Origin of the sequence: Streptomyces sp. NPDC002790 (genome assembly GCF_040295505.1) — a bacterium.
Classification (GTDB): domain Bacteria; phylum Actinomycetota; class Actinomycetes; order Streptomycetales; family Streptomycetaceae; genus Streptomyces.
In genome coordinates, this window is record NZ_JBEOVM010000128.1 from 1 (window position 1) to 17,817 (window position 17,817).

Consider the following 17,817-nt stretch of genomic DNA (forward strand, 5'->3'; position numbering starts at 1 on the left):
CTACGAGACCCTTCCGGCGCCTTGCGATCGCACGCACCAGACCCCGCGAGGCCCGCCCTCCGGGCGGACGACGCTACTTTCGAAACACGCCCTAGAGGTCGAGAACCAGACGCTCGCCACGGGCCCGCGAAACGCAGATCAGCATCGAGTCGGCGCGCTCCGCATCCGTGAGCAACTCGTCACGGTGCTCGATCTCCCCTTCCAGGACGCGCTGTTGGCACGTTCCGCAGAAACCCTGCTCGCAGGAGTACGGGATCGCGGGCACCTCGGAACGGACCGCCGCGAGCACCGTCGTCTCCGCGGGTACGTCCACGATCCTGCCGCTGCGCCGCAGCTCGACCTCGAACGGGCCGTTGCCCTCGGCCGAATTGCGTGGCGTGAAGCGTTCGCTGTGCAGCGTGCGGTGCTCGGGCAGCGCCGCCTCCACGGCCGCCATGAGCCCCTCGGGCCCGCAGCAGTACACGGCCGTGCCGGGCACCGTGTCCGCGAGCGCGGCGGCGAGTCCGGGCCGCCCGTCCACGTCCTCCGCCACGACGGTGACCCGGCCCGGGACCCCGCCGCCCAGCTTCTCCACGTCCTCCACGAACGGCATCGAGGCCCGCGACCTGCCCCCGTACAGCAGCTTCCAGTCGGCGCCCCGCGCCGCGACCTCCCGCAGCATCGGCAGGATCGGCGTGATGCCGATGCCACCCGCGACGAACAGGTACGCGGGCGCCCGCGCGTCGAGCGGGAAGCGGTTGCGCGGCCCGCGCACCTCGACCTCCATGTCCTCCCGCAGCTGCTCGTGCACCTCGCGCGAACCGCCGCGCCCGCCCTCGTCCGCCGGGATGAGCCGCGTGGCGACGGTGTACGACGACGTGTCCTCGGGGTCGCCGCACAGCGAGTACTGCCGTACGACCCCGGAGGGCAGCACGAGGTCGAGGTGCGCGCCCGGCCGCCAGGCGGGCAAACAGCCCCCCTCCAGGCGCAGTTGCACGACACCCTCGGCGACCTGCTCGTGCCGAGTGACGAGCACGTTCAGCGCGCGGGCCCGCGGCCGCCCCGACGTCGGCTCCTCCAGCGCGGGCAGCGGCCACAGGGGCGAGCCCTGCACACGCCGCCGCACGGCACGCCGCACGACGTACGCGGCGCCGGCGACGACCACGGCCCTGCGCAGCGTACGGGCGTTCATCGGGCGGCTCCGGTCCTGGCCTCGGCCGCGGTCGCGGCGGGCGAGGAGGCGAGGTAGGCGACGGCCTGCTCGGTGTCGCCCTCCTGGTCGGGGTGGTAACTCCGGCTCAGATAGCGGGGGATGGACCGCGCCATGGAACCGACCGACGGCAGGACGCCCGCCTTCCCGCTCCGGTAGAAGTCCTTCCACGCGGCCTTGCCGTCGAGCAGCGTCGGGTCGTTCTCCATGAAGAACCGCGCACCGCGCTGCCACAGGAAGACGAGCGCGGTGAAGGCGGTCGCCCAGGTGCGCACCCGGCGCCGGTAACTCCCGTCCAAGTGCTCGAACAACTCGAAGGCCACGGCCCGGTGTTCCACCTCTTCGGCGCCGTGCCAGCGCAGCAGGTCCAGCATCGTCGGGTCGGCGCCGCGCCGATCCAGCTCCTCGGCGTTCAGCACCCAGTTGCCGAGGAACGCCGTGTAGTGCTCGATCGCCGCGATCAGCGCCACCCGCTCCATCAGCCACCACTGCCGCGCCTTGCCCGGCGGCAGCGTCCGGTCTCCCAGCAACTTCTCGAAGAACCAGTCCACTTGGGCCGTGTACGGCGTCGGGTCCAGGCCCTGCTCCCGCAGATGCGGCAGCACTTCGTCGTGCGCCTGCGAGTGCATGGCCTCCTGGCCGATGAACCCGATGACGTCCTCGCGCAGCCGCTCGTCCGTGATGTGCGGCAGCACCTGCTTGTAGACGTGCACGAACCAGCGTTCGCCGGCCGGCAGCAGGAGGTGCAGGACGTTGATGGTGTGCGAGCTGAACGGGTCGTCCGGCAGCCAGTGCAGCGGTGTCCGATCCCAGGCAAACGAAACCTGCCGTGCCTTCAACGGGACGCGCGTATTAGACATCCCGTCAATGTACTGACGGGTAGGTGCGACGTACACCCCTCGTGCACGATCACTTCCTGCCCGCCGACGGTTGAGCCCATCAAGCCCCCGCGCGGGTCGAGCCATTCAAGCCCCTGCGGCGATTGAGCAGGCCTTTCCAGCCTCGCCGGCGGGTGCGCAAATCAAGCCCCGCCGGCGATTGAGGCGCGGGGGCCGGGGCAGAGCCCCGCGACCGGGCTCACCTCAGGGGCTGAACCTTGGCGCCCCCGGCCGTCCGACCGCCGAGCGACACCTCCGCGCCCCGCGCAACCCGCACCGCCAACATCCGCCCCGAGGCCACCCGGCCAGACGCGCTCACCCGATTCACCCCCTTGCTGCCCGCGGCAACCAGGTACCACGCCCCCTCCCGCGACTTCCACCGCACACCCGCAAGCACCCGCGGCTCACGCGCGCCACACGCCGGCGACGACTGCGACTTCGCCGCGACGACCGCCGCATCCGCCCCCGGCGCCCGGAACATCGCGAGCGTGCGCGGCCCGCCACCCCGCCACGTGTCGGCCCGCGTGCACCACCACTCGGCCGTCCCGTTCGCCTCCGGCAGCGCCTGACGCGCGTACGCCCAGGAGTTGACGGAGCGCACCCCGTGCGAGCGCGCCGCCGAGAGGGAGCACGCGGTCGTCGCCCAGTCCGTGGGCCGCGCCTCGTGGGGCGCGGCGGGGTTGCCGGACGTGAGGTGCGCGGGCACGAGTTCGCCGAGGTCGGTGGTGAGCTGGGTGCCCGTCGAGTCGGTCAGCGCCAGCGCGTTCCACGACGTGCAGGACGTCGCGAGTGCCGGGCTCGGGAACGGCGCCGTCACCCCGTCCTTCGTACGCGACAGGGCCCGCGTCCCCGCCGACGGCTTCAGGAGGTCGCGGGTACCGGCCCTGGCCACCCAGGGCGCGGTCAGATAGCGGACGTTGCCGTCGGCCCGGTCCATCACCACGGCGCCCGACCGCGCGTCCGACGCCCCGTCGACCCGCGCGAAGTCGAGCGCGGCACCGCTCGTGCCGCTCTTCGGCTCGGCGTAGCGCACGATGCGCAACCCGTCGTAGAGCAGCACGACGCGGGCCTGGTCGAGCTCGCCCGCGTACAGCAGCTGCGGCGGTCCGGGCGGCGCGCCCGCCGGGGTGCCCGGTGTCGCCGAGACCTTTACGGAGCCGCCGGGCCGCGCCCACACGGCGAGCGCCCTGCGGAGCAGTTCCTTGTCGCCGGTGAGCGAGCCGCGCGCGGGCCACACCGAGTAGTCGGTGCGTGCCGACGTCTTCCACGTGTCCGGCGCGACCTTGCGCAGCTTGGCCGGATTCAGGGCCGCCTGGCCCGCCGGGTTCTTCGCGTACGGCGGGGCCGCCGCACCGTCCGGCGTCCAGCCCTCGCCCGGCAGGCCGAGCAGCGCCCCGCACACGAGGGTTGCCGCGACCGCGGCGATCGCCGCCTTCAGGTGCTGGCGGCGGCGCATCAGATCGGTGGGCCGGGCGTGCAGGGAGCAGGGGTCGAACTCGGGGGACTCCAGCAGCTCCGTGCAGGACCCGGCGTCGGACGCCATGCCGCGCGCCTCGGCGAGGGCCGCGGCCGCGTCCTCCTGCGTGCAGCCCGCCTCGGTGAGGACCGCGCGGACGGCGGCGTCGTCGAGGCGCTCCAGGCCGCGCAGCACGTACGCGGCGCGGGCGGGCCCGCTCAGCGCGGAAAGCTGCTGATCCAGGGCGAGTTCATCGGCTCCGCCCGACTTCGGGAACAGCCTCAGCCCCCACACCTGCGGCAGCAGCGGCGGCAACTGCGCCCGCTTCGGCCAGGCGAGACGCCGCAGCGGAAGCCCCGCCTCCAGGGCACCGCGCAGCACCTTCAGGCGTACGTAGGCGAAGCCGGGGTCGCCGGTGCGTCCGGCGGAGTCGCGCTGCGCCGGGATCGGCGCGGGCGCGTCCGCGGTGCGGCCGCGGGGGAGCGCCCGCTGGACGACCGAGTGGGCGCTCAGCACGCGGCGGTTGCGGCCGAGCCCCGGCGGCAGCACGAGGTAGGCGAGCCGTACCAGCCGTGGGTAGTGCTCGACCAGGGCGGCCTCGGCCTGCTCGACGTCGATGACGGCGGCCGGCGCTGTGGACGGGGGCGTGGATTGCTGCTGCACCTTTGACTGCACGTTCAGCTGAACGAGCGAATCGTGGGATGGTCACAGCTGCCACTCCCCGCACGGGCCTATTCGGACACGACCAACGCCTTCGCGTAGTTCGCCATCGACCGCTGGTACCGGGGCAGATGGGGCGCCAGCGCGCCGAGCACCAGGGCGAGGCCCTCCCGATCGCGGCCGAGGCTCGACAGACACAGCGCGAGACACGCCCGCACCGCGTCGTCCAACTCGTCCCTTGGAGCGGTCAATTCCGGTTCGAGCAGCGCGACGCCCTCCTCCGGGCGCCCCATGTTCCGCAGTGAACTGGCCAGTTGAATCTTCGTACGCCGGGCCCGGTAGCCGCTGAGGCCGAGCCGCAGCGCCTCCTGGTACAGCGGGACCGCCTTGTCGGAGTGGCCGGTCGAGTCGAAGGCCGAGGCCCGCTCGAACGCGGCGACGGGGCTGTCGGCGGGCAGCTCGGCGGCGAGCCCGTCGACGAGCGCGCGGAACTCGCCCGCGCCTGCCTCGCCGTAGGTGTCGATCGTCGCCCACACGGCCGCGATCCGCTCTTCCCAGTCGCTGCTGCCGCTGTCACTGTTCTCGATGGTCACCGGGGCACTCTCACACAGGAGTGCCCCGGTGTCACCGGAGTCGCGGGGGAGAGGATCAGCTCAGCTTCCAGCCGCTGAACTCCACCGTGCCGCGCGTCCCGTTCCCGCCGTTCGTCGCGCTCATGAACATGCCCACGCCCTGCGCCGAGGCGAGCCTCGGCGACGGCACCGTCGCGACGGTCCGCCACGTGGCGCCGTCGTCCGTCGAGCACTCCCCGGTGTACGTGTCGCCCGCCCGGGACAGCCGCAGCAGCACCGGCGCCTTGATCCCGGTGATCCGCTTGTACGTGTCGAGGGTGCCGTCCCCGGTGGAGTCGTAGGAGAGGACGACGCCGTTGGTGGGCGTGACCGACAGGTTCGCGAAGCCCAGGGACCCCGAGCCGCCGATGGAGTTGCTCACCATGATCCCGGCGCGCGCCCACGGGCCCGTCACCGCCTGCGCGTCCACCCGCACCACCGCCACCGAACCGTCCCGGAAGGGGTTCGCGCGGTACAGCGCGCCGAACTCCGCGGTGCCCTTCCACAGGTCGGCGCCGCCGCCGTCGATCGCGAACCTCTCGTCGAGCTGGCCGAATACCGCCGCGTTGTTGCTGTACGTCCGCCAGCCCTCGGCGAGCGGCCCGGCCTCGAACAGCGTGCCCTTGTGGACGTAGGTGATCCGCTTCTCTCCGGCCGGACCGTACTGGACGTCGATCGTGTACGGGAGCGGGCGCAGCGGCTTGTCGAGCGGGGTGCCGGGTGCGCTCGCCTGCCAGGCCACCGTGCCCTCCCCGGCCGGTGCCACGCTCGGCAGTGACGTGGGGCCGTCGGGCTCGGCGGTGATGCCCTTGAGTTCGAAGTCGACGCGGCCCGTCGCGCGCAGCCCGTTGACATTGCGGAACGTGGCCGCCACGCGCGCGTGCCCGCCCGGCGGGAAGGCGGACGGCTCGGCCGTGACCTTCACCGAGCCCTGGTAGGGGGCGCGCGCGAGGACGTCGCGCACCTTCGAGGCCGTCCGGTGCGGATCGCCGTACGCCCGCAGCGGGTAGTCCTTGCGCTCGCGCGTCCAGGGTTCCTCGAACGCGAACCAGTCGACCTTCGCGGGCTCGCGGCCCGCGGCCAGCGCGTCGGACAGCTCGTCGAGCCACTTCTGCCAGCGCGGCAGGTAGAAGTCGGCGATCAGGCCGTGCCAGTCGCGGTTGGCGTACTCGTGGAGGTTGCCCGGGTCGGACGTGGCCCGGTTGCCCCACACCGTGATCAGTACCTTCGCGCAGCGCTCGAACTCGGCGCGCTCGGCGTCGTTCGTGGCGAGGTTCCGGGCGTCCCGGATCCAAGGACCGAGCAGGAACGCCCCGTTGGTGCCCGTCACGTCGTCGGAGAGCCGCATCAGCTTCAGCCACAGCGTCGAAAGCGCCGTGAAGGCGGCCCGGTCCTTGTCGGCGTAGGCCGCCTTCAGCTGCGGCAGGAGCTGGCGGCTGCGGTGCGCGAGCGCCTGCCGCGCCACGTCCACCAGGTCGTACCTATAGGCCGCGCTGCGTCTCAACTTCCCGTCCACGCCCAGGAGTCCGGCGAGCGCCGCGTCGAAGCGGCCCGGGTCGTAGGCGAGGGCGCGCGGCCCGTAGTAGGAGGCACGGTCGGCCGCCAGGTCGGGGCGGGCCGCGAAGAGCGAGTCGTGCGGGTCCGAGCGCTCGACCGCCTTGTGCTGGTACGCCGTGTCGTGCAGCGCCTGCCAGGCGGCGCGGGCGTCCTTGTCGCGGCGCCCGTAGCGGAAGTCGGCGTACGAGGCGAACCAGGAGGCCCGATCCAACTTCCCGTCCATCCAGGCGAGTTCGGACCACAGCTCGAACGCCGCCGGGTCCCGGTCGGTGCCCTCCGGCATGTACGCCGTACCGGCCAGCGCGCTGTCGGGCTTGTCGCGCCACGCGAAGAACTTCTGCTCCCAGATGTGCGCGCGGGTCCCGATCGTCGTACGCCCACCGAAGTTGGGGATCGTGCCGAACGCGTACGGGGTGCCGCCCCAGTCCTTCTCACGGTCGGTGACGGACGTGAACCGGTCCGAGACCCCGTCCACGATCAGCATCTTCTTCTTGTCGATCGCGTCGATCAGCTCGGGCAGCGGGTTCGCCTCCCAGCCGAGGATCACCCACGTCGACCCCGGCCGGTTCTTCTGGAGTGCCTTCTCGACGCCGCGCGCCGCGTCCGGGACCGGCACGTCACCGGCTGTGCCGCCCTCGTGCAGCAGGTCCATCTTGAAGGCGCCGATCTCACCGAACAGATCCTTCTGGTGCCCGTAGAACGCCTCCGCGACCTGCGCGAAGGTGGTGGTGCGCGGGTCGAGCCAGTCCGGGCGCTCGAAGCCGTGCCACGTGCCCTGCGGGACGACGTGCGCGTCCTGGCCGTTGCGTGCGACGAACTCCTTCGGTACGTGCCCGTAGTAGCCGGGCATCACCGGCTTCATCCCGAGCGCGCGCAGCCGGTCGACGATTCTTCGCCCCAACTCGGCCCGCCGCTCGATGAGTTCGGGCGAGAGCGGACCCCCGTACGAGGAGAGGTTCTGCAACAGCCACCACGGCTGGTGGGAGGGGGCGGGCAGCCAGGACCGCGCCTCCTCGTCGCTGTAGCCGAAGTCCTTGAGGAGGCGGTGGTAGACGGCCTCCATGCCGGCGATGACCAGTACCTCGTTGCAGCCGTGCAGCGCGAGGATGTCGATCTCGCGCTCCCAGTACGACCAGTCGGCGAAGGGTGCCGTATAGCCGTCGTTGGTGTCGTTGAGCGCGAAGCGGTGGGGGAGCGGGGTGCTGCGCTCCAGGGTCTTCGAGGGGGCCGGGAGGTGCTCCGGGAGGTCCAGCTGGGAGCCGTTCCAGGCGATGTGTGCCCCGCACTCGTACTTCAGAAAACAGTGGACCCCGGCGAGCAGCGTCGCCGGGGTCGTCGCGTACACCGTGATGCGGCCCTGCGTCCCGGTCACCCGGAAACGGTCCTCCGTGCCGCTCGCGGTCAGCAGTCTGAGACGGAACTGGTCCGCGTGGTGCGGCAGTTGACGGTTGAGTGCCGCGCGCGCCTCAGCCGTATCAAGAACAGGCACTTCTCTCGCGGTGATCGACCGCGGAGCCGCCTGGGCGGTCGGGGCGCCGGTCCCCAGGGCCGTGCCGAGGCCGATGGCGGCCGTCGTGCCGAGAACAGTGCGTCGCGATGGTGCGGACATACGTGTACCCCCCTTGCGTCGCGGTTGGTGCGGCGCACGGTAGCAACGGAACGTACGGGACAGGAGAGCGCAATGCGGAAAATGCTGGTGACGGTGGCCGTACTGCTCGCGGCGGCGACCGGGTGCGGCTCGGGCGGCTCCGACGGCGCCCCGAAGGACGACACGCCGAAGATCCCCCGTACGGCCTCCGGGAGCCTGGAACACCTCGCGAAGGAGGCAGGCTGCCGCCCCGACATCCAGACCGACGCGGCCGACATCCGACAGGCAAACTGCGGTGCGGGGAAAGGCCGTTACATCCTCGCCACCTTCACCACCGACACGGGCCAGGCCCAGTGGTTCGACGAGGCCAACGACTACGGCGGCGTCTACCTCGTCGGACCCAAGTGGATCGCGGTCGGCGGCGCCGCAGAGCTCACGAAGCTGCGCGGCCGGCTCGGCGGGACCCTGGAGAGGCCCGCCTCGCACCACACGGGGAGTAGCGGTGGTGGGGGTCACGAGGCGGGGTAGCTCTCCGGGCACGAGGTTCGCCGCTGAGCCGGCCGCGCAGCGGCCGGGAAGGGGCGATCGCTCAGGTGCAGCGATCGCCCTTGTTGATGCAGTCCACGACCTTCCGCATGGTCTGGTCGTCGAAGACGTTGATGAAGTCGTCATGATCCGTGATCGGCTTGTGCAGCTGCTCGGGGAAGCCGTCCACCGCGAACGGGTTCTTCACCTGCCCGTTCTCGATCGTCGGCGTCTGCACGTCGTACACCAGGCGCATCTTCAGCTGCGGGATGGCCTTGAAGTTCTGCGGGCAGTTGCCGGCCTGGTCAGCGAATGCCACGTGTGTGCGATGGTTGGCGCTGTCGATGTTCTGCCCGTCCCAGCAGCTCTGGAACGCGAAGCTGCGCACCACCTTCGAACCGTCGGGGCACAGCGGGTACTTGTCCGTCAACTGCCGGTCCTCGAAACCGGTGCAGCTCCAGTGCGCGTTCGCGTTCGCCGTGCCGTTGGTGAACGCCTTGGCGTCGCCGGTGATGATGCGCAGGAACTTCGGCATCGCGACGACGTCGCTCTGCGGGCTCCCGACGAACTTGATGCTCGCCTTCTGGGCCTGCAAGATCTTGCCGACGTTGCCTTCCTTGCCGCCGCCGTCCTTGTCGGCGTCGAAGTCCGCCGAGCCGTCCTGCACGCGGACGACCGGCCAGTAGTACGTCGACTTGTCGCCCTGGTTCTGGCAGCTGGTGTCGGCGTTCGCCAGGTCGTCGTTGCTGGAGAAGGCGTCGTTGTCCTGGTTGCCGACGTAGTCGTGCAGGTGGTGCGCGCCGTTGGTGACGCCGGGCGCCACGATGAGGTTGTCGGTGTTGAACTTCTTGTTCTCGTTCTGGCCGCAGCGGGTGGTGAAGGTGCCGGTGGAGGCGTTCTCGCCGTTCTCCGGCTTCTGGACGTTGGGCTGGACCTTGGTGATGTCGGCGAAGTCGTCGGCGACGGGCCCGTTGCCGGCCTGTCCGCCGTTGCCCTGCTGCTGATCGCCGCCGCCCTGGTCCGAACCGCCGTCCTGGTTCCCGCCGTCGGCCGGGGGCTGCTGCTCGCCCTCCTTCGGCTGGGCGGTGCAGTCGGCCATGCCGTTCATGCCGTCGGGGGCCCGGCCGCCGCGGCGCTCCATCTCCAGGCGGATGCGCTCAAGAACAGCGCTCCGGTTCTTCTTCAGCGGATCCATGATGCTGTTCTGTACGAACCGCGGGTCCCGCGCGGCCGCGTCCCGCGTCGAGGCGAGCCGCTTGTAGGCTCGCGTGATCTGAGTGTCCAGGGTGGCGAGTTCACCGTCGACCTCGTCGCGGGCGCCGCCCGGCACGTCGGACAACTGCGCGCCGACGTCCGGACAGTCGATGGTGGCCACTTGTTGCGTCTGCTGTGTCTGTCGCGTCCCGCTGCCCGCGTCCTGCCCGTCGGCGGAGTCCTCGTGGGCCGACGCGTACACGTTGACCGCGACCAGCCCACCTCCGCCCAGGAGCAGTGCGGCCGACGCGATGGTCATGCGCGTCGCCAGCGATGAGCGCCGTTTCCGTGAGGTGCGTCCCATGGGACTACGTACGCAACGGGGGCCGACCCTGTTCAATCGGCCCCCGGTATTTCACGCCCGGTTTTCCGGCGCCGTCAGACCTGGCCGGCCTTCTCCAGGGCGGCGCAGCAGGTGTCGACGAGCAGCCGCGTCACGACGTACGGGTCGACGTTGGCGTTCGGACGGCGGTCCTCGATGTAACCCTTGCGGTCCCGCTCGACCTGCCAGGGGATGCGGACCGAGGCGCCGCGGTCGGAGACGCCGTACTTGTACTCGTCCCACGGGGCGGTCTCGTGCAGACCGGTGAGGCGGTCGTCGATGCCGGCGCCGTAGTTCTTCACGTGGTCGAGCGGCTTGGAGCCCTCACCGAGCGACTCGCACGCGGTGATGATCGCGTCGTAACCCTCGCGCATCGCCTTCGTGGAGAAGTTGGTGTGCGCGCCCGCGCCGTTCCAGTCGCCCTTGACCGGCTTGGGGTCGAGGGTCGCGGAGACCTTGAAGTCCTCGGCGGTGCGGTAGAGCAGCCAGCGGGCGATCCACAGCTGGTCGGAGACCTCCAGTGGGCTGACGGGGCCGACCTGGAACTCCCACTGGCCGGGCATGACCTCGGCGTTGATGCCGGAGATCGCGAGGCCCGCCGTCAGGCAGTTCTCGAGGTGGGCCTCGACGACGTCACGGCCGTGGATCTCGTCGGTGCCGACGCCGCAGTAGTAGCCGCCCTGCGCGGCGGGGAAGCCGCCGACCGGGAAGCCGAGCGGGCGGTCGCCCTCGAAGAAGGTGTACTCCTGCTCGATGCCGAAGATCGGCTCCTGGGAGCCGAACCGCGCCTCGGTCTCGGCGAGCGCGGCACGCGTGTTGGAGTAGTGCGGCGTCATGTCGATGTTCAGGACCTCGCACATGACGAGGATGTCGTCGCCGCCGCGGATCGGGTCCGGGTACTGGGCGACCGGCTTCAGTACGAGGTCGGAGGCGTGCCCCTCGGCCTGGTTGGTGGAGGACCCGTCGAAGCCCCAGAGCGGGAGCGTGTCGAGACCACTCGACGACGAGGCGGAGCCCGCCATGACCTTCGTCTTCGAACGCAGCTTGGCCGTCGGCTGGGTGCCGTCGATCCATATGTACTCAGCCTTGAAGGTCACGGGCCACATCCTCATTCACGCGGGTCTGGAACTACCGGAAGCGTGTCACCAGGGGATTTCTCGACCGTTGCTCGTTTGTGAACCCCGTGTTACCTGAGCTGCACGGGATGGGAAGCGCCCCGTGAGAGTCAACTCCGACCGAGCGCCTCCCGCACGGCCTCCTCGCTGCGGCCCACCATCGCCGTGCCGTCCTCGGCCGTGATGATCGGGCGCTGGATCAGCTTCGGGTGCGCGGCGAGCGCCTCGATCCACTGCTCACGGCTGTCCGCGTCGCGCGCCCAGTCCTTCAGCCCGAGCTCCTTCGCGTCGGCCTCCTGGGTACGCGTGATGTCCCACGGTTCGAGGCCGAGCCGGCCGAGCACGGCGCGGATCTCGTCGGGAGCGGGCACGTCATCCAGGTAGCGCCGCACCGTGTAGTCGGCGCCCTCCGCGTCGAGCAGGGTGAGCGCGCTGCGGCACTTCGAGCAGGCCGGATTGATCCAGATCTCCATGGGGTCAACGGTACGCGAGTGAAGTCGTGCGGCAGGCCTCAAGTCGGCTCTGGCCAGCGGCTTTTGTCAGTGCCCGGCAGTAGAATAGAAGCAGTGTTCGAGGGCTACGGGGGCTCTCGGACGTTCGCGACAGGAGGATGCTTGTGCCCGCTGCCGCCGCTCCGATGCTGATCGATCTGCCGTACACACCACTCGCGAAGAGGCCGCTCCCCGCGGGGCGTCCGCGCGACTGGTACATCACCCACAACCGCCGCCTGAAGGCCATGCGCCTGGCGATAGCCCTGCTCGACTCCGGCGTCTACGCCCCCACCCAGGCCCACAACCACAAGATCCGCGCCACGGCCGACATGGTCGGAATCCATCCGCCGTCCGACACGACGTGCCACATGGTGCGGGCGCTGATGCGCTACAGCCGGTGAGCCATTTAAGCCCCGCCGGCGATTGAGGCGCGGGGTCCGGGGCAGAGCCCCGCGACCCCCGCCCCGCCGCGGCCCGAGGTCAGGACGACGCCAACTCCTTCTCCAACGGCGTACGAAACCGCGGCGTGACCCGGGTATCACCCAGCCACGCCGCGAGGCGCTCCGCCTCATCCGCCACGGCCCGCCCCACCCGCCCCCCACCAGACGTGTCCAACAACCGCCACACCACCTCACCCCCCACCCGCTGCCCCCACCCACCCACCACACGCCCGCCCCACCACACCGTCGGCCCGACGTTCCCGCTCCCGTCGAAGAGCGCGGCCCGTAGCTCCGGCGGGCAGTACCAGTCCCGCTCCTGCCAGCCCATCGCCGTCGGATCGAGCCCCGGCAGAAGCGCCGCCCACGGCTCCAAGTCGCCTACGGAGGCGTCTACTTGGTCCGCCAACACGTACCCCGTGCCACCGCCGTCCAGCGACACGGCCACCGCCCCCACCGCGGCGAGCGCCTTGCGTACGTCCGTGACCTTCCACCCCGTCCACCACTTGAGGTCCCCCTCCGTGGCGGGCCCGCACGCCCCCAGCCACAGCCCGAGCAGCTCCGCCTGCGCCTCGGCGACCGGCAGCTCCGGATGCGGCGGCGTGGCCGCCCACCGGAACTGCGTCGAGGTCCACGAGCCGAGCGGCCGGCCCCGTACGACCCGCCCCTCCACCCCGAGCACCCGCATGAGCCGCGCCGACACGGTGTGCTCGGCCTCATAGCTCCTGCCCCGCCCGTACGTGAACCGCTCCCGCAACCGCGGCTCGTCCGCCACCAGTTCGGTCACCGTCGCCTCCCCGCGCCGCTCGAGCGCGGCCAGCGCCGACGCCTCCACCTCCGCCAGCCACTCCGGAGTGAGCCGCCCGTCGCTCCCGCCCACCATGTCCTTCAGCAGCGCGGCCCGCGCCTTCGCCGCCACCGCGAGCCCGGTCGACGCGTGCACGACGGGGGCGAGGCCGGCCGGGAACGTGAACACCGTGTGCCGCATCCCGTGCATCCGCACCAGGCTGCGGTCCTCGTACAGCGCCCGCTCGACGTCCGCGACGGTGCCGGAGGCATCCGCGAGCCGCGCGCCCACCGACAGATACACGGTCGCCGGATCCGTCCCGTGCAGCGCCACGAGCGAGCGCGCGACGTCCTCGACGCTGTCCGCGCGCGCCGAGGGGGCGAGGCGGTGCGCTCGGGCGAGCCGCACGCGCCGCTCGTCGTCACCGATGTGCCGCACGGTCCCTGTGCTCTTCGAGTTCATACGGCACATCCTGCCCGCGGCCCCGCCACGAAGGTCACCTGTTCGCCCCCCTTGGCAGACGCCCAGCCGAACGCGCCGCCCTGAGGAGACGGCCGCGCCGCAGCTCGGCGGTGGGTGCCCGCAATGACTATCGTCAGGAGCCCCGCACCCTTACCCGCACCGCCCCGCACGCCCCACTCCCAGGGGAGACCCCATGTCGAACCCAGAGCCCGCCGACAAGCACGACGCACACGACGCACGCGGCAAGCACGACAGGCACGACGCGCAGGACGCACACGACGACTACGCGATCGTCACGGCCGCCGCATCGGCCGGCGGCATCCACGCCCTCGCCACCCTCCTCGGCGGCCTCGGCGCCGACTTCCCGCTTCCGGTCCTCGTCGTCCAGCATCTGGACCCCCGCCACCGCACGGTTCTCGCCGAGATCCTCGCCCGCCGCACCGACCTGACCGTCAAACTCGCCCAACATGACGAGGCTGCCCGCCCGGGCACCGTCCACATCGCCCCGCCCGACCGACACCTCCTGATCGGGCCCGACGGCACCCTCTCCCTGACCCAGAGCGAACTCGTCCACTTCCTGCGCCCCTCGGCCGACCTGCTCTTCGAGTCCGTCGCGGGCGCATACGGCAGGCGCGCCATCGCCGTCGTACTGAGCGGCACGGGCAATGACGGAGCCATGGGCGTCGAAGCCGTGAAGTCCCGGGGCGGTACCGTGATCGCCCAGGATCCGCACGCCGCGGAATTCAGAGGAATGCCGGAGGCCGCGGTGGGTACAGGGGCGGTGGACTTCGTGCTATCTCTGGAGGAAATCCCCGCGGTGATCCGCGGACTTGTCGATATCAAGAGGCAGTAGGTAAAAGCGATGGGCAAGGCGCCGCGCGAAGTGGAGACCGACGAGGAACTGGAGGAACTGCTCCGGTTCCTGCGCGACGCCCGCGGCTTCGACTTCACCGGTTACAAGCGCTCGTCCCTCGGCCGCCGCATCCGCAAACGCATGTCGGACGTGGGCATCGACTCGTACGCCGACTACCGCGACCAGCTCGAGACGAACGCGGATGAATTCAGCGCCCTCTTCAACACCATCCTGATCAACGTCACCTCCATCTTCCGCGACGCGGACGCCTGGACGTATCTGCAGCGCGAGGTGGTCCCCGAACTCCTCGCCCAGCTCGAGACGGACGAGGACATCAGGGTGTGGAGCGCGGGCTGCTCCAGCGGCGAGGAGGCGTACTCCCTCGCGATCATGTTCGCCGAGGCCCTGGGCCTCCAGGAGGCCCTCAACCGCGTCAAGATCTACGGCACCGACGTCGACGACGAGGCGCTGCGCGACGCCCGCTCGGGCCTCTACCCCGCCAAGACCCTGGAACCGCTCGCCCCGGAGCTGCGCGAGAAGTACTTCGAGTTGAACGGCTCGCGGTACAGCTTCCGCTCCGACCTGCGCCGCCGCGTCATCTTCGGCCGCCACGACATCACCCGCGACGCCCCCATCTCCCGCCTCGACCTGCTGGTCTGCCGCAACGCGCTGATGTACTTCAACGTCGAGGCGCAGACGCAGATCATCGACCGCTTCCACTTCGCGCTGCGCGAGAGCGGCTTCCTCTTCCTCGGCAAGGCCGAGATGCTGCTCAACGACGCCGACCGGTTCGACGTCATCAGCATGCGCCAGCGCATCTTCCGCCGCCGCGCGGGCGACGCGCAGACCCCGTACCAGCCCACCCCGGTGAAGCTGCGCACCAACATCGGCGGCGAGATGCAGAACATGGCCCGCAACCGGCAGTTGCGCGATCTGATCCTGGACGCCTCGCCCGGCGCGGCTCTCGCGGTGGACGCCGAGGGCATCGTCGTCCTCATCAACAACCACGCACGCGTGCAGTTCGGCCTGACGGCGAACGACATCGGGCGCCCGTTCCAGGACCTGGAAATCTCCTACCGCCCGGTCGAACTGCGCTCCCTGATCGACCAGTCCACGCACGAACGCCGCACTCTGCGGGTGAACGGGGCCGAGCGCACCGTCGGCGAGGACGTCCAGTACTACGACATCCTGGTCCAGCCCCTCGTCGGCACGGGCGGAATGCCGGCCGCCACCAACATCACGTTCACCGACGTCACGGTGGCGACCCAGCTCAAGGCCGAGGTCAAGCGCGTACGCGAGGACCTGGAGACGGCCTACGAGGAACTCCAGTCCACCAACGAGGAGCTGGAGACCACGAACGAGGAGCTCCAGTCCTCCATCGAGGAGTTGGAGACCACGAACGAGGAACTCCAGTCCACGAACGAGGAGTTGGAGACGACCAACGAGGAGCTCCAGTCCGGTAACGAGGAACTGGAGACCATGAACGAGGAGATGCGGATCCGCACCGAGGAGCTGGACGAGACCCGCTCCTTCCTGGAGGGCATCCTCACCTCCATCGCGGCTGCCGTCGTCGTCCTCGACGAGGATCGCAAGGTCAGGAGCTGGAACCGGGGCGCCGCCGACATGTGGGGCCTGCGTTCGGACGAGGTCGTCGACGCGCCCTTCTTCGGCCTCGACTTCGGACTGCCCACCCAGCAGCTGCGCGAGGCAGTGAGCGAGTGCGTCAAGACGCGCAGGCGCGGCGCCCCCGTGGTGGTCGCCGCGGTCAACCGCCTCGGTCGCAGCATCAGTTGCACCGTGAACTGCAGCCCCTTCGACGGGCACCGCGGCGGCGTCGTCCTTCTGATGGAAGAAGGCCGGAGCAACGGCGCGTCCTGACTTCGCGGGCGTACGCTGAACGGTATGGAACCCAGGGACCGGCCGCTGTCGCAGGAGCAGGTGACGGAGGCCTGGGAGCGCTCGGTCCGCGCGCAGGAACGCGCCGACAGGGAGTTCCGTCTCGCGAAAAGGTACGAGGACCTCGTGGCGTCCACGAGGGACGAGAGGTACGTCAGGCTGGGGCTGCTGCACCGGTCGACCGCGTCCCGCCATCTGGTCGCCGCGGAACTCCTCGCGGGGTACGTCCGCCGTGCCGCCGCTTCCCAGCGTGCCGGGGGGCAGGCGCCGCCGTTCATGGCGGGCGTCGCCGAGGCCTGCGGCGCCGGCAGCGTGGCCGTCACCCTCGTCGACGCCCAGCAGAACCAGGTGGCGACCGCGTACTCGGACCAGCCCGCCCGGGAGGCGCAGGACCTGGAGTACGTGCTGGGCGAGGGTCCGGCCCGCGATTCGGTCCTGGGGCGCAGCCCGGTCGTCGCGACGGGGGCGGCGCTCGCCACTCGCTGGCCCGGCTACGGGCCGGCCCTCGCGGCACTCGGATTCGGACAGGTGGTCGCGGTGCCGCTGCAGTCGACCAATTCCTGCATCGGCGCCCTGGCCGTCTTCAGCGCGTCCTCCGCGGTCGCGTCCACCCCGGCCGTCAGCAAGGTCGCGGAAGCCCTGACCCGCAGTGTGTTTCTCGGCCAGGACGCGGTACCCGGTCTGTTCGGCGACATCGATCACCGGGCCGAGGTCCATCAGGCCGCGGGCATGGTGGCCGTCCATCTCGGCTGCCGCATCGCGGACGCGCTGGAACTGGTCAAAGCGCGCTCGTTCGCCGATGCCCGACCCATCGGGGACATCGCCCACGATATCGTCAACGGACATCTGAAACTCGGTTGAGAGGTCTCCACCGTGACGTTGCAGGAGCAGGAAGTCGCCGAGTTCTTCGCCCAGTTGACCGAAGACGCGGCCCGCGACCCGATCGACACCCGGGCGCTGCTCGGCACGCTCGCGGACGGCGGCCGTCGGCTGTTCGGCGCGAGCGGCGCGAAGGTGGAGTACGCGCCCGACCCCCGCGCCGCGGTGCACTGCGAGGGCACGGACCCGGGGCTGCGCGCCCTGTCCGACGCCGTTGTGCAGTGGCGGGAGGGGCCCGGCCACGACACCCGCACCACGGGCGGCGCCCTCATCGACGTGGACATCACCACGGATGTCAGTGTGGCCTGCTGGCCGCGCTGGACCCCGAGCGCGCGCGCCCTCGGCCACGGCCGGGTCACCGCGCTGCCACTGCGCTCCCGGGAGGCCGTGACGGGCGCCCTCGTGCTGTTCAGCGCCCCGGCCGGAGCGCTGAACGTCCTGGACGAGGAAGCCCTCGCCCTGGCGCGAAGCTTCACGGAGTCGGCGGGGCACACCCTCTCGCTCCAGCACGAACTGGCCGAATCCCGGGTGCTGGCGGGCCAGTTGGAGCACGCGCTGTCCAGCCGGGTCGTCGTCGAACAGGCCAAGGGCATCCTCGCGGCCCAGAACGGCCTCTCCCTGGACGCGGCCTTCGAGGGACTGCGCGGCTACGCGCGCTCCCACCAGCGCAAGCTCGCGGACGTGGCCCGCGAGATCATCGAGGGCCACCTGAAGCTCCCGATCCGCAGCTAGGACGTACGACGGCTGCCCCGGTCCGCATTGGGTAGGGGGCCGCCGGCGGAAGTCCCGCGGGCCGAGACCGAACCTTAGTCCGGCGGCCGGGGCGGCCACCGGCCGGGCTGGGGGGAGGCGAGGAG

Annotated in this window: 15 protein-coding genes; 6 read left to right on the forward strand and 9 right to left on the reverse strand. The window is 71.0% G+C overall.

Translation table 11 applies throughout. The features are described from left to right. Positions 1-91: 91 nt before the first annotated feature. The 5 genes from ABT004_RS32000 to ABT004_RS32020 form a co-directional block, all read right to left on the reverse strand. Positions 92-1,171 carry a PDR/VanB family oxidoreductase gene (locus ABT004_RS32000; RefSeq protein ID WP_351343713.1) on the reverse strand — a complete coding sequence of 360 codons (1,080 nt, stop codon included), beginning with the start codon at positions 1,169-1,171 and terminating at the stop codon, positions 92-94. Beyond that, positions 1,168-2,049, reverse strand: coding sequence for a metal-dependent hydrolase (locus ABT004_RS32005; protein ID WP_351343716.1), 882 nt, complete (start codon positions 2,047-2,049; stop codon positions 1,168-1,170). Before ABT004_RS32005 ends, ABT004_RS32000 begins: the two co-directional genes overlap by 4 nt. Before the next feature lie 217 nt (positions 2,050-2,266). After that, positions 2,267-4,186 carry a hypothetical protein gene (locus tag ABT004_RS32010; RefSeq protein WP_351343719.1) on the reverse strand — a complete coding sequence of 640 codons (1,920 nt, stop codon included), beginning with the start codon at positions 4,184-4,186 and terminating at the stop codon, positions 2,267-2,269. A 68-nt stretch (positions 4,187-4,254) separates the two neighbouring features. Next, positions 4,255-4,776: a tetratricopeptide repeat protein gene (locus ABT004_RS32015; RefSeq protein WP_351343722.1), complete on the reverse strand. Its 522-nt coding sequence runs from the start codon at positions 4,774-4,776 to the stop codon at positions 4,255-4,257. Between the two features lie 55 nt (positions 4,777-4,831). Further along, a complete protein-coding gene (locus ABT004_RS32020; protein ID WP_351343725.1) occupies positions 4,832-7,960 on the reverse strand; it encodes an alpha-N-acetylglucosaminidase in 3,129 nt (1,042 codons plus the stop codon). A 72-nt stretch (positions 7,961-8,032) separates the two neighbouring features. On the opposite strand from ABT004_RS32020, the gene ABT004_RS32025 reads away from it, so the two are divergent. Beyond that, positions 8,033-8,467 carry a hypothetical protein gene (locus ABT004_RS32025; protein WP_351343728.1) on the forward strand — a complete coding sequence of 145 codons (435 nt, stop codon included), beginning with the start codon at positions 8,033-8,035 and terminating at the stop codon, positions 8,465-8,467. A gap of 61 nt (positions 8,468-8,528) precedes the next feature. Here the strand turns inward: ABT004_RS32025 and ABT004_RS32030 are convergent, their stop codons facing one another. From ABT004_RS32030 to ABT004_RS32040, 3 genes are all read right to left on the reverse strand, one after another. Beyond that, positions 8,529-10,022, reverse strand: a complete 1,494-nt coding sequence (locus ABT004_RS32030) for a DUF1996 domain-containing protein (RefSeq protein ID WP_351343731.1) — start codon at positions 10,020-10,022, stop codon at positions 8,529-8,531. 74 nt (positions 10,023-10,096) lie between these two features. Then, complete coding sequence (gene glnII, locus ABT004_RS32035; RefSeq protein WP_351343734.1) at positions 10,097-11,137, reverse strand: glutamine synthetase; 1,041 nt, start codon at positions 11,135-11,137, stop codon at positions 10,097-10,099. A gap of 128 nt (positions 11,138-11,265) precedes the next feature. Further along, positions 11,266-11,628, reverse strand: coding sequence for an arsenate reductase family protein (locus ABT004_RS32040; RefSeq protein ID WP_351343737.1), 363 nt, complete (start codon positions 11,626-11,628; stop codon positions 11,266-11,268). 137 nt (positions 11,629-11,765) lie between these two features. Here ABT004_RS32040 and ABT004_RS32045 point away from each other — a divergent pair, with 137 nt between their 5' ends. Then, a complete protein-coding gene (locus tag ABT004_RS32045) occupies positions 11,766-12,047 on the forward strand; it encodes a hypothetical protein (RefSeq protein ID WP_451193277.1) in 282 nt (93 codons plus the stop codon). A 79-nt stretch (positions 12,048-12,126) separates the two neighbouring features. Here the strand turns inward: ABT004_RS32045 and ABT004_RS32050 are convergent, their stop codons facing one another. Beyond that, a complete protein-coding gene (locus tag ABT004_RS32050) occupies positions 12,127-13,332 on the reverse strand; it encodes a winged helix DNA-binding domain-containing protein (RefSeq protein ID WP_351343740.1) in 1,206 nt (401 codons plus the stop codon). Positions 13,333-13,525: 193 nt separating this feature from the next. Between ABT004_RS32050 and ABT004_RS32055 the strand changes: the two genes are divergently transcribed. Genes ABT004_RS32055 through ABT004_RS32070 form a run of 4 tightly spaced genes read left to right on the forward strand, consistent with a single transcriptional unit; the run spans position 13,526 to position 17,692 of the window. Next, positions 13,526-14,185: a chemotaxis protein CheB gene (locus tag ABT004_RS32055; protein ID WP_351343743.1), complete on the forward strand. Its 660-nt coding sequence runs from the start codon at positions 13,526-13,528 to the stop codon at positions 14,183-14,185. A 9-nt stretch (positions 14,186-14,194) separates the two neighbouring features. Further along, positions 14,195-16,063, forward strand: coding sequence for a CheR family methyltransferase (locus ABT004_RS32060; protein WP_351343746.1), 1,869 nt, complete (start codon positions 14,195-14,197; stop codon positions 16,061-16,063). A 24-nt stretch (positions 16,064-16,087) separates the two neighbouring features. Next, on the forward strand, positions 16,088-16,942 hold the full coding sequence (locus ABT004_RS32065) for an ANTAR domain-containing protein (protein WP_351343749.1): 855 nt from the start codon (positions 16,088-16,090) through the stop codon (positions 16,940-16,942). A 12-nt stretch (positions 16,943-16,954) separates the two neighbouring features. Next, the gene (locus ABT004_RS32070) at positions 16,955-17,692 is read left to right on the forward strand and encodes an ANTAR domain-containing protein (protein WP_351343752.1); all 738 of its coding nucleotides are present in this window, start codon (positions 16,955-16,957) and stop codon (positions 17,690-17,692) included. The last annotated feature ends 125 nt before the right edge of the window (positions 17,693-17,817 follow it).

What these genes read in the sequence shown, in the direction of transcription:
- ABT004_RS32065 (WP_351343749.1), top strand. Translation starts at nt 16,088, where the DNA reads ATGGAACCCAGGGACCGGCCGCTGTCGCAGGAGCAGGTGACGGAGGCC.
- ABT004_RS32045 (WP_451193277.1), top strand. Translation starts at nt 11,766, where the DNA reads ATGCTTGTGCCCGCTGCCGCCGCTCCGATGCTGATCGATCTGCCGTAC.
- ABT004_RS32005 (WP_351343716.1), bottom strand. Translation starts at nt 2,049, where the DNA reads ATGTCTAATACGCGCGTCCCGTTGAAGGCACGGCAGGTTTCGTTTGCC.
- ABT004_RS32020 (WP_351343725.1), bottom strand. Translation starts at nt 7,960, where the DNA reads ATGTCCGCACCATCGCGACGCACTGTTCTCGGCACGACGGCCGCCATC.
- ABT004_RS32040 (WP_351343737.1), bottom strand. Translation starts at nt 11,628, where the DNA reads ATGGAGATCTGGATCAATCCGGCCTGCTCGAAGTGCCGCAGCGCGCTC.
- ABT004_RS32060 (WP_351343746.1), top strand. Translation starts at nt 14,195, where the DNA reads ATGGGCAAGGCGCCGCGCGAAGTGGAGACCGACGAGGAACTGGAGGAA.
- ABT004_RS32025 (WP_351343728.1), top strand. Translation starts at nt 8,033, where the DNA reads ATGCGGAAAATGCTGGTGACGGTGGCCGTACTGCTCGCGGCGGCGACC.
- ABT004_RS32055 (WP_351343743.1), top strand. Translation starts at nt 13,526, where the DNA reads ATGTCGAACCCAGAGCCCGCCGACAAGCACGACGCACACGACGCACGC.
- ABT004_RS32030 (WP_351343731.1), bottom strand. Translation starts at nt 10,022, where the DNA reads ATGGGACGCACCTCACGGAAACGGCGCTCATCGCTGGCGACGCGCATG.
- ABT004_RS32000 (WP_351343713.1), bottom strand. Translation starts at nt 1,171, where the DNA reads ATGAACGCCCGTACGCTGCGCAGGGCCGTGGTCGTCGCCGGCGCCGCG.
- ABT004_RS32050 (WP_351343740.1), bottom strand. Translation starts at nt 13,332, where the DNA reads ATGAACTCGAAGAGCACAGGGACCGTGCGGCACATCGGTGACGACGAG.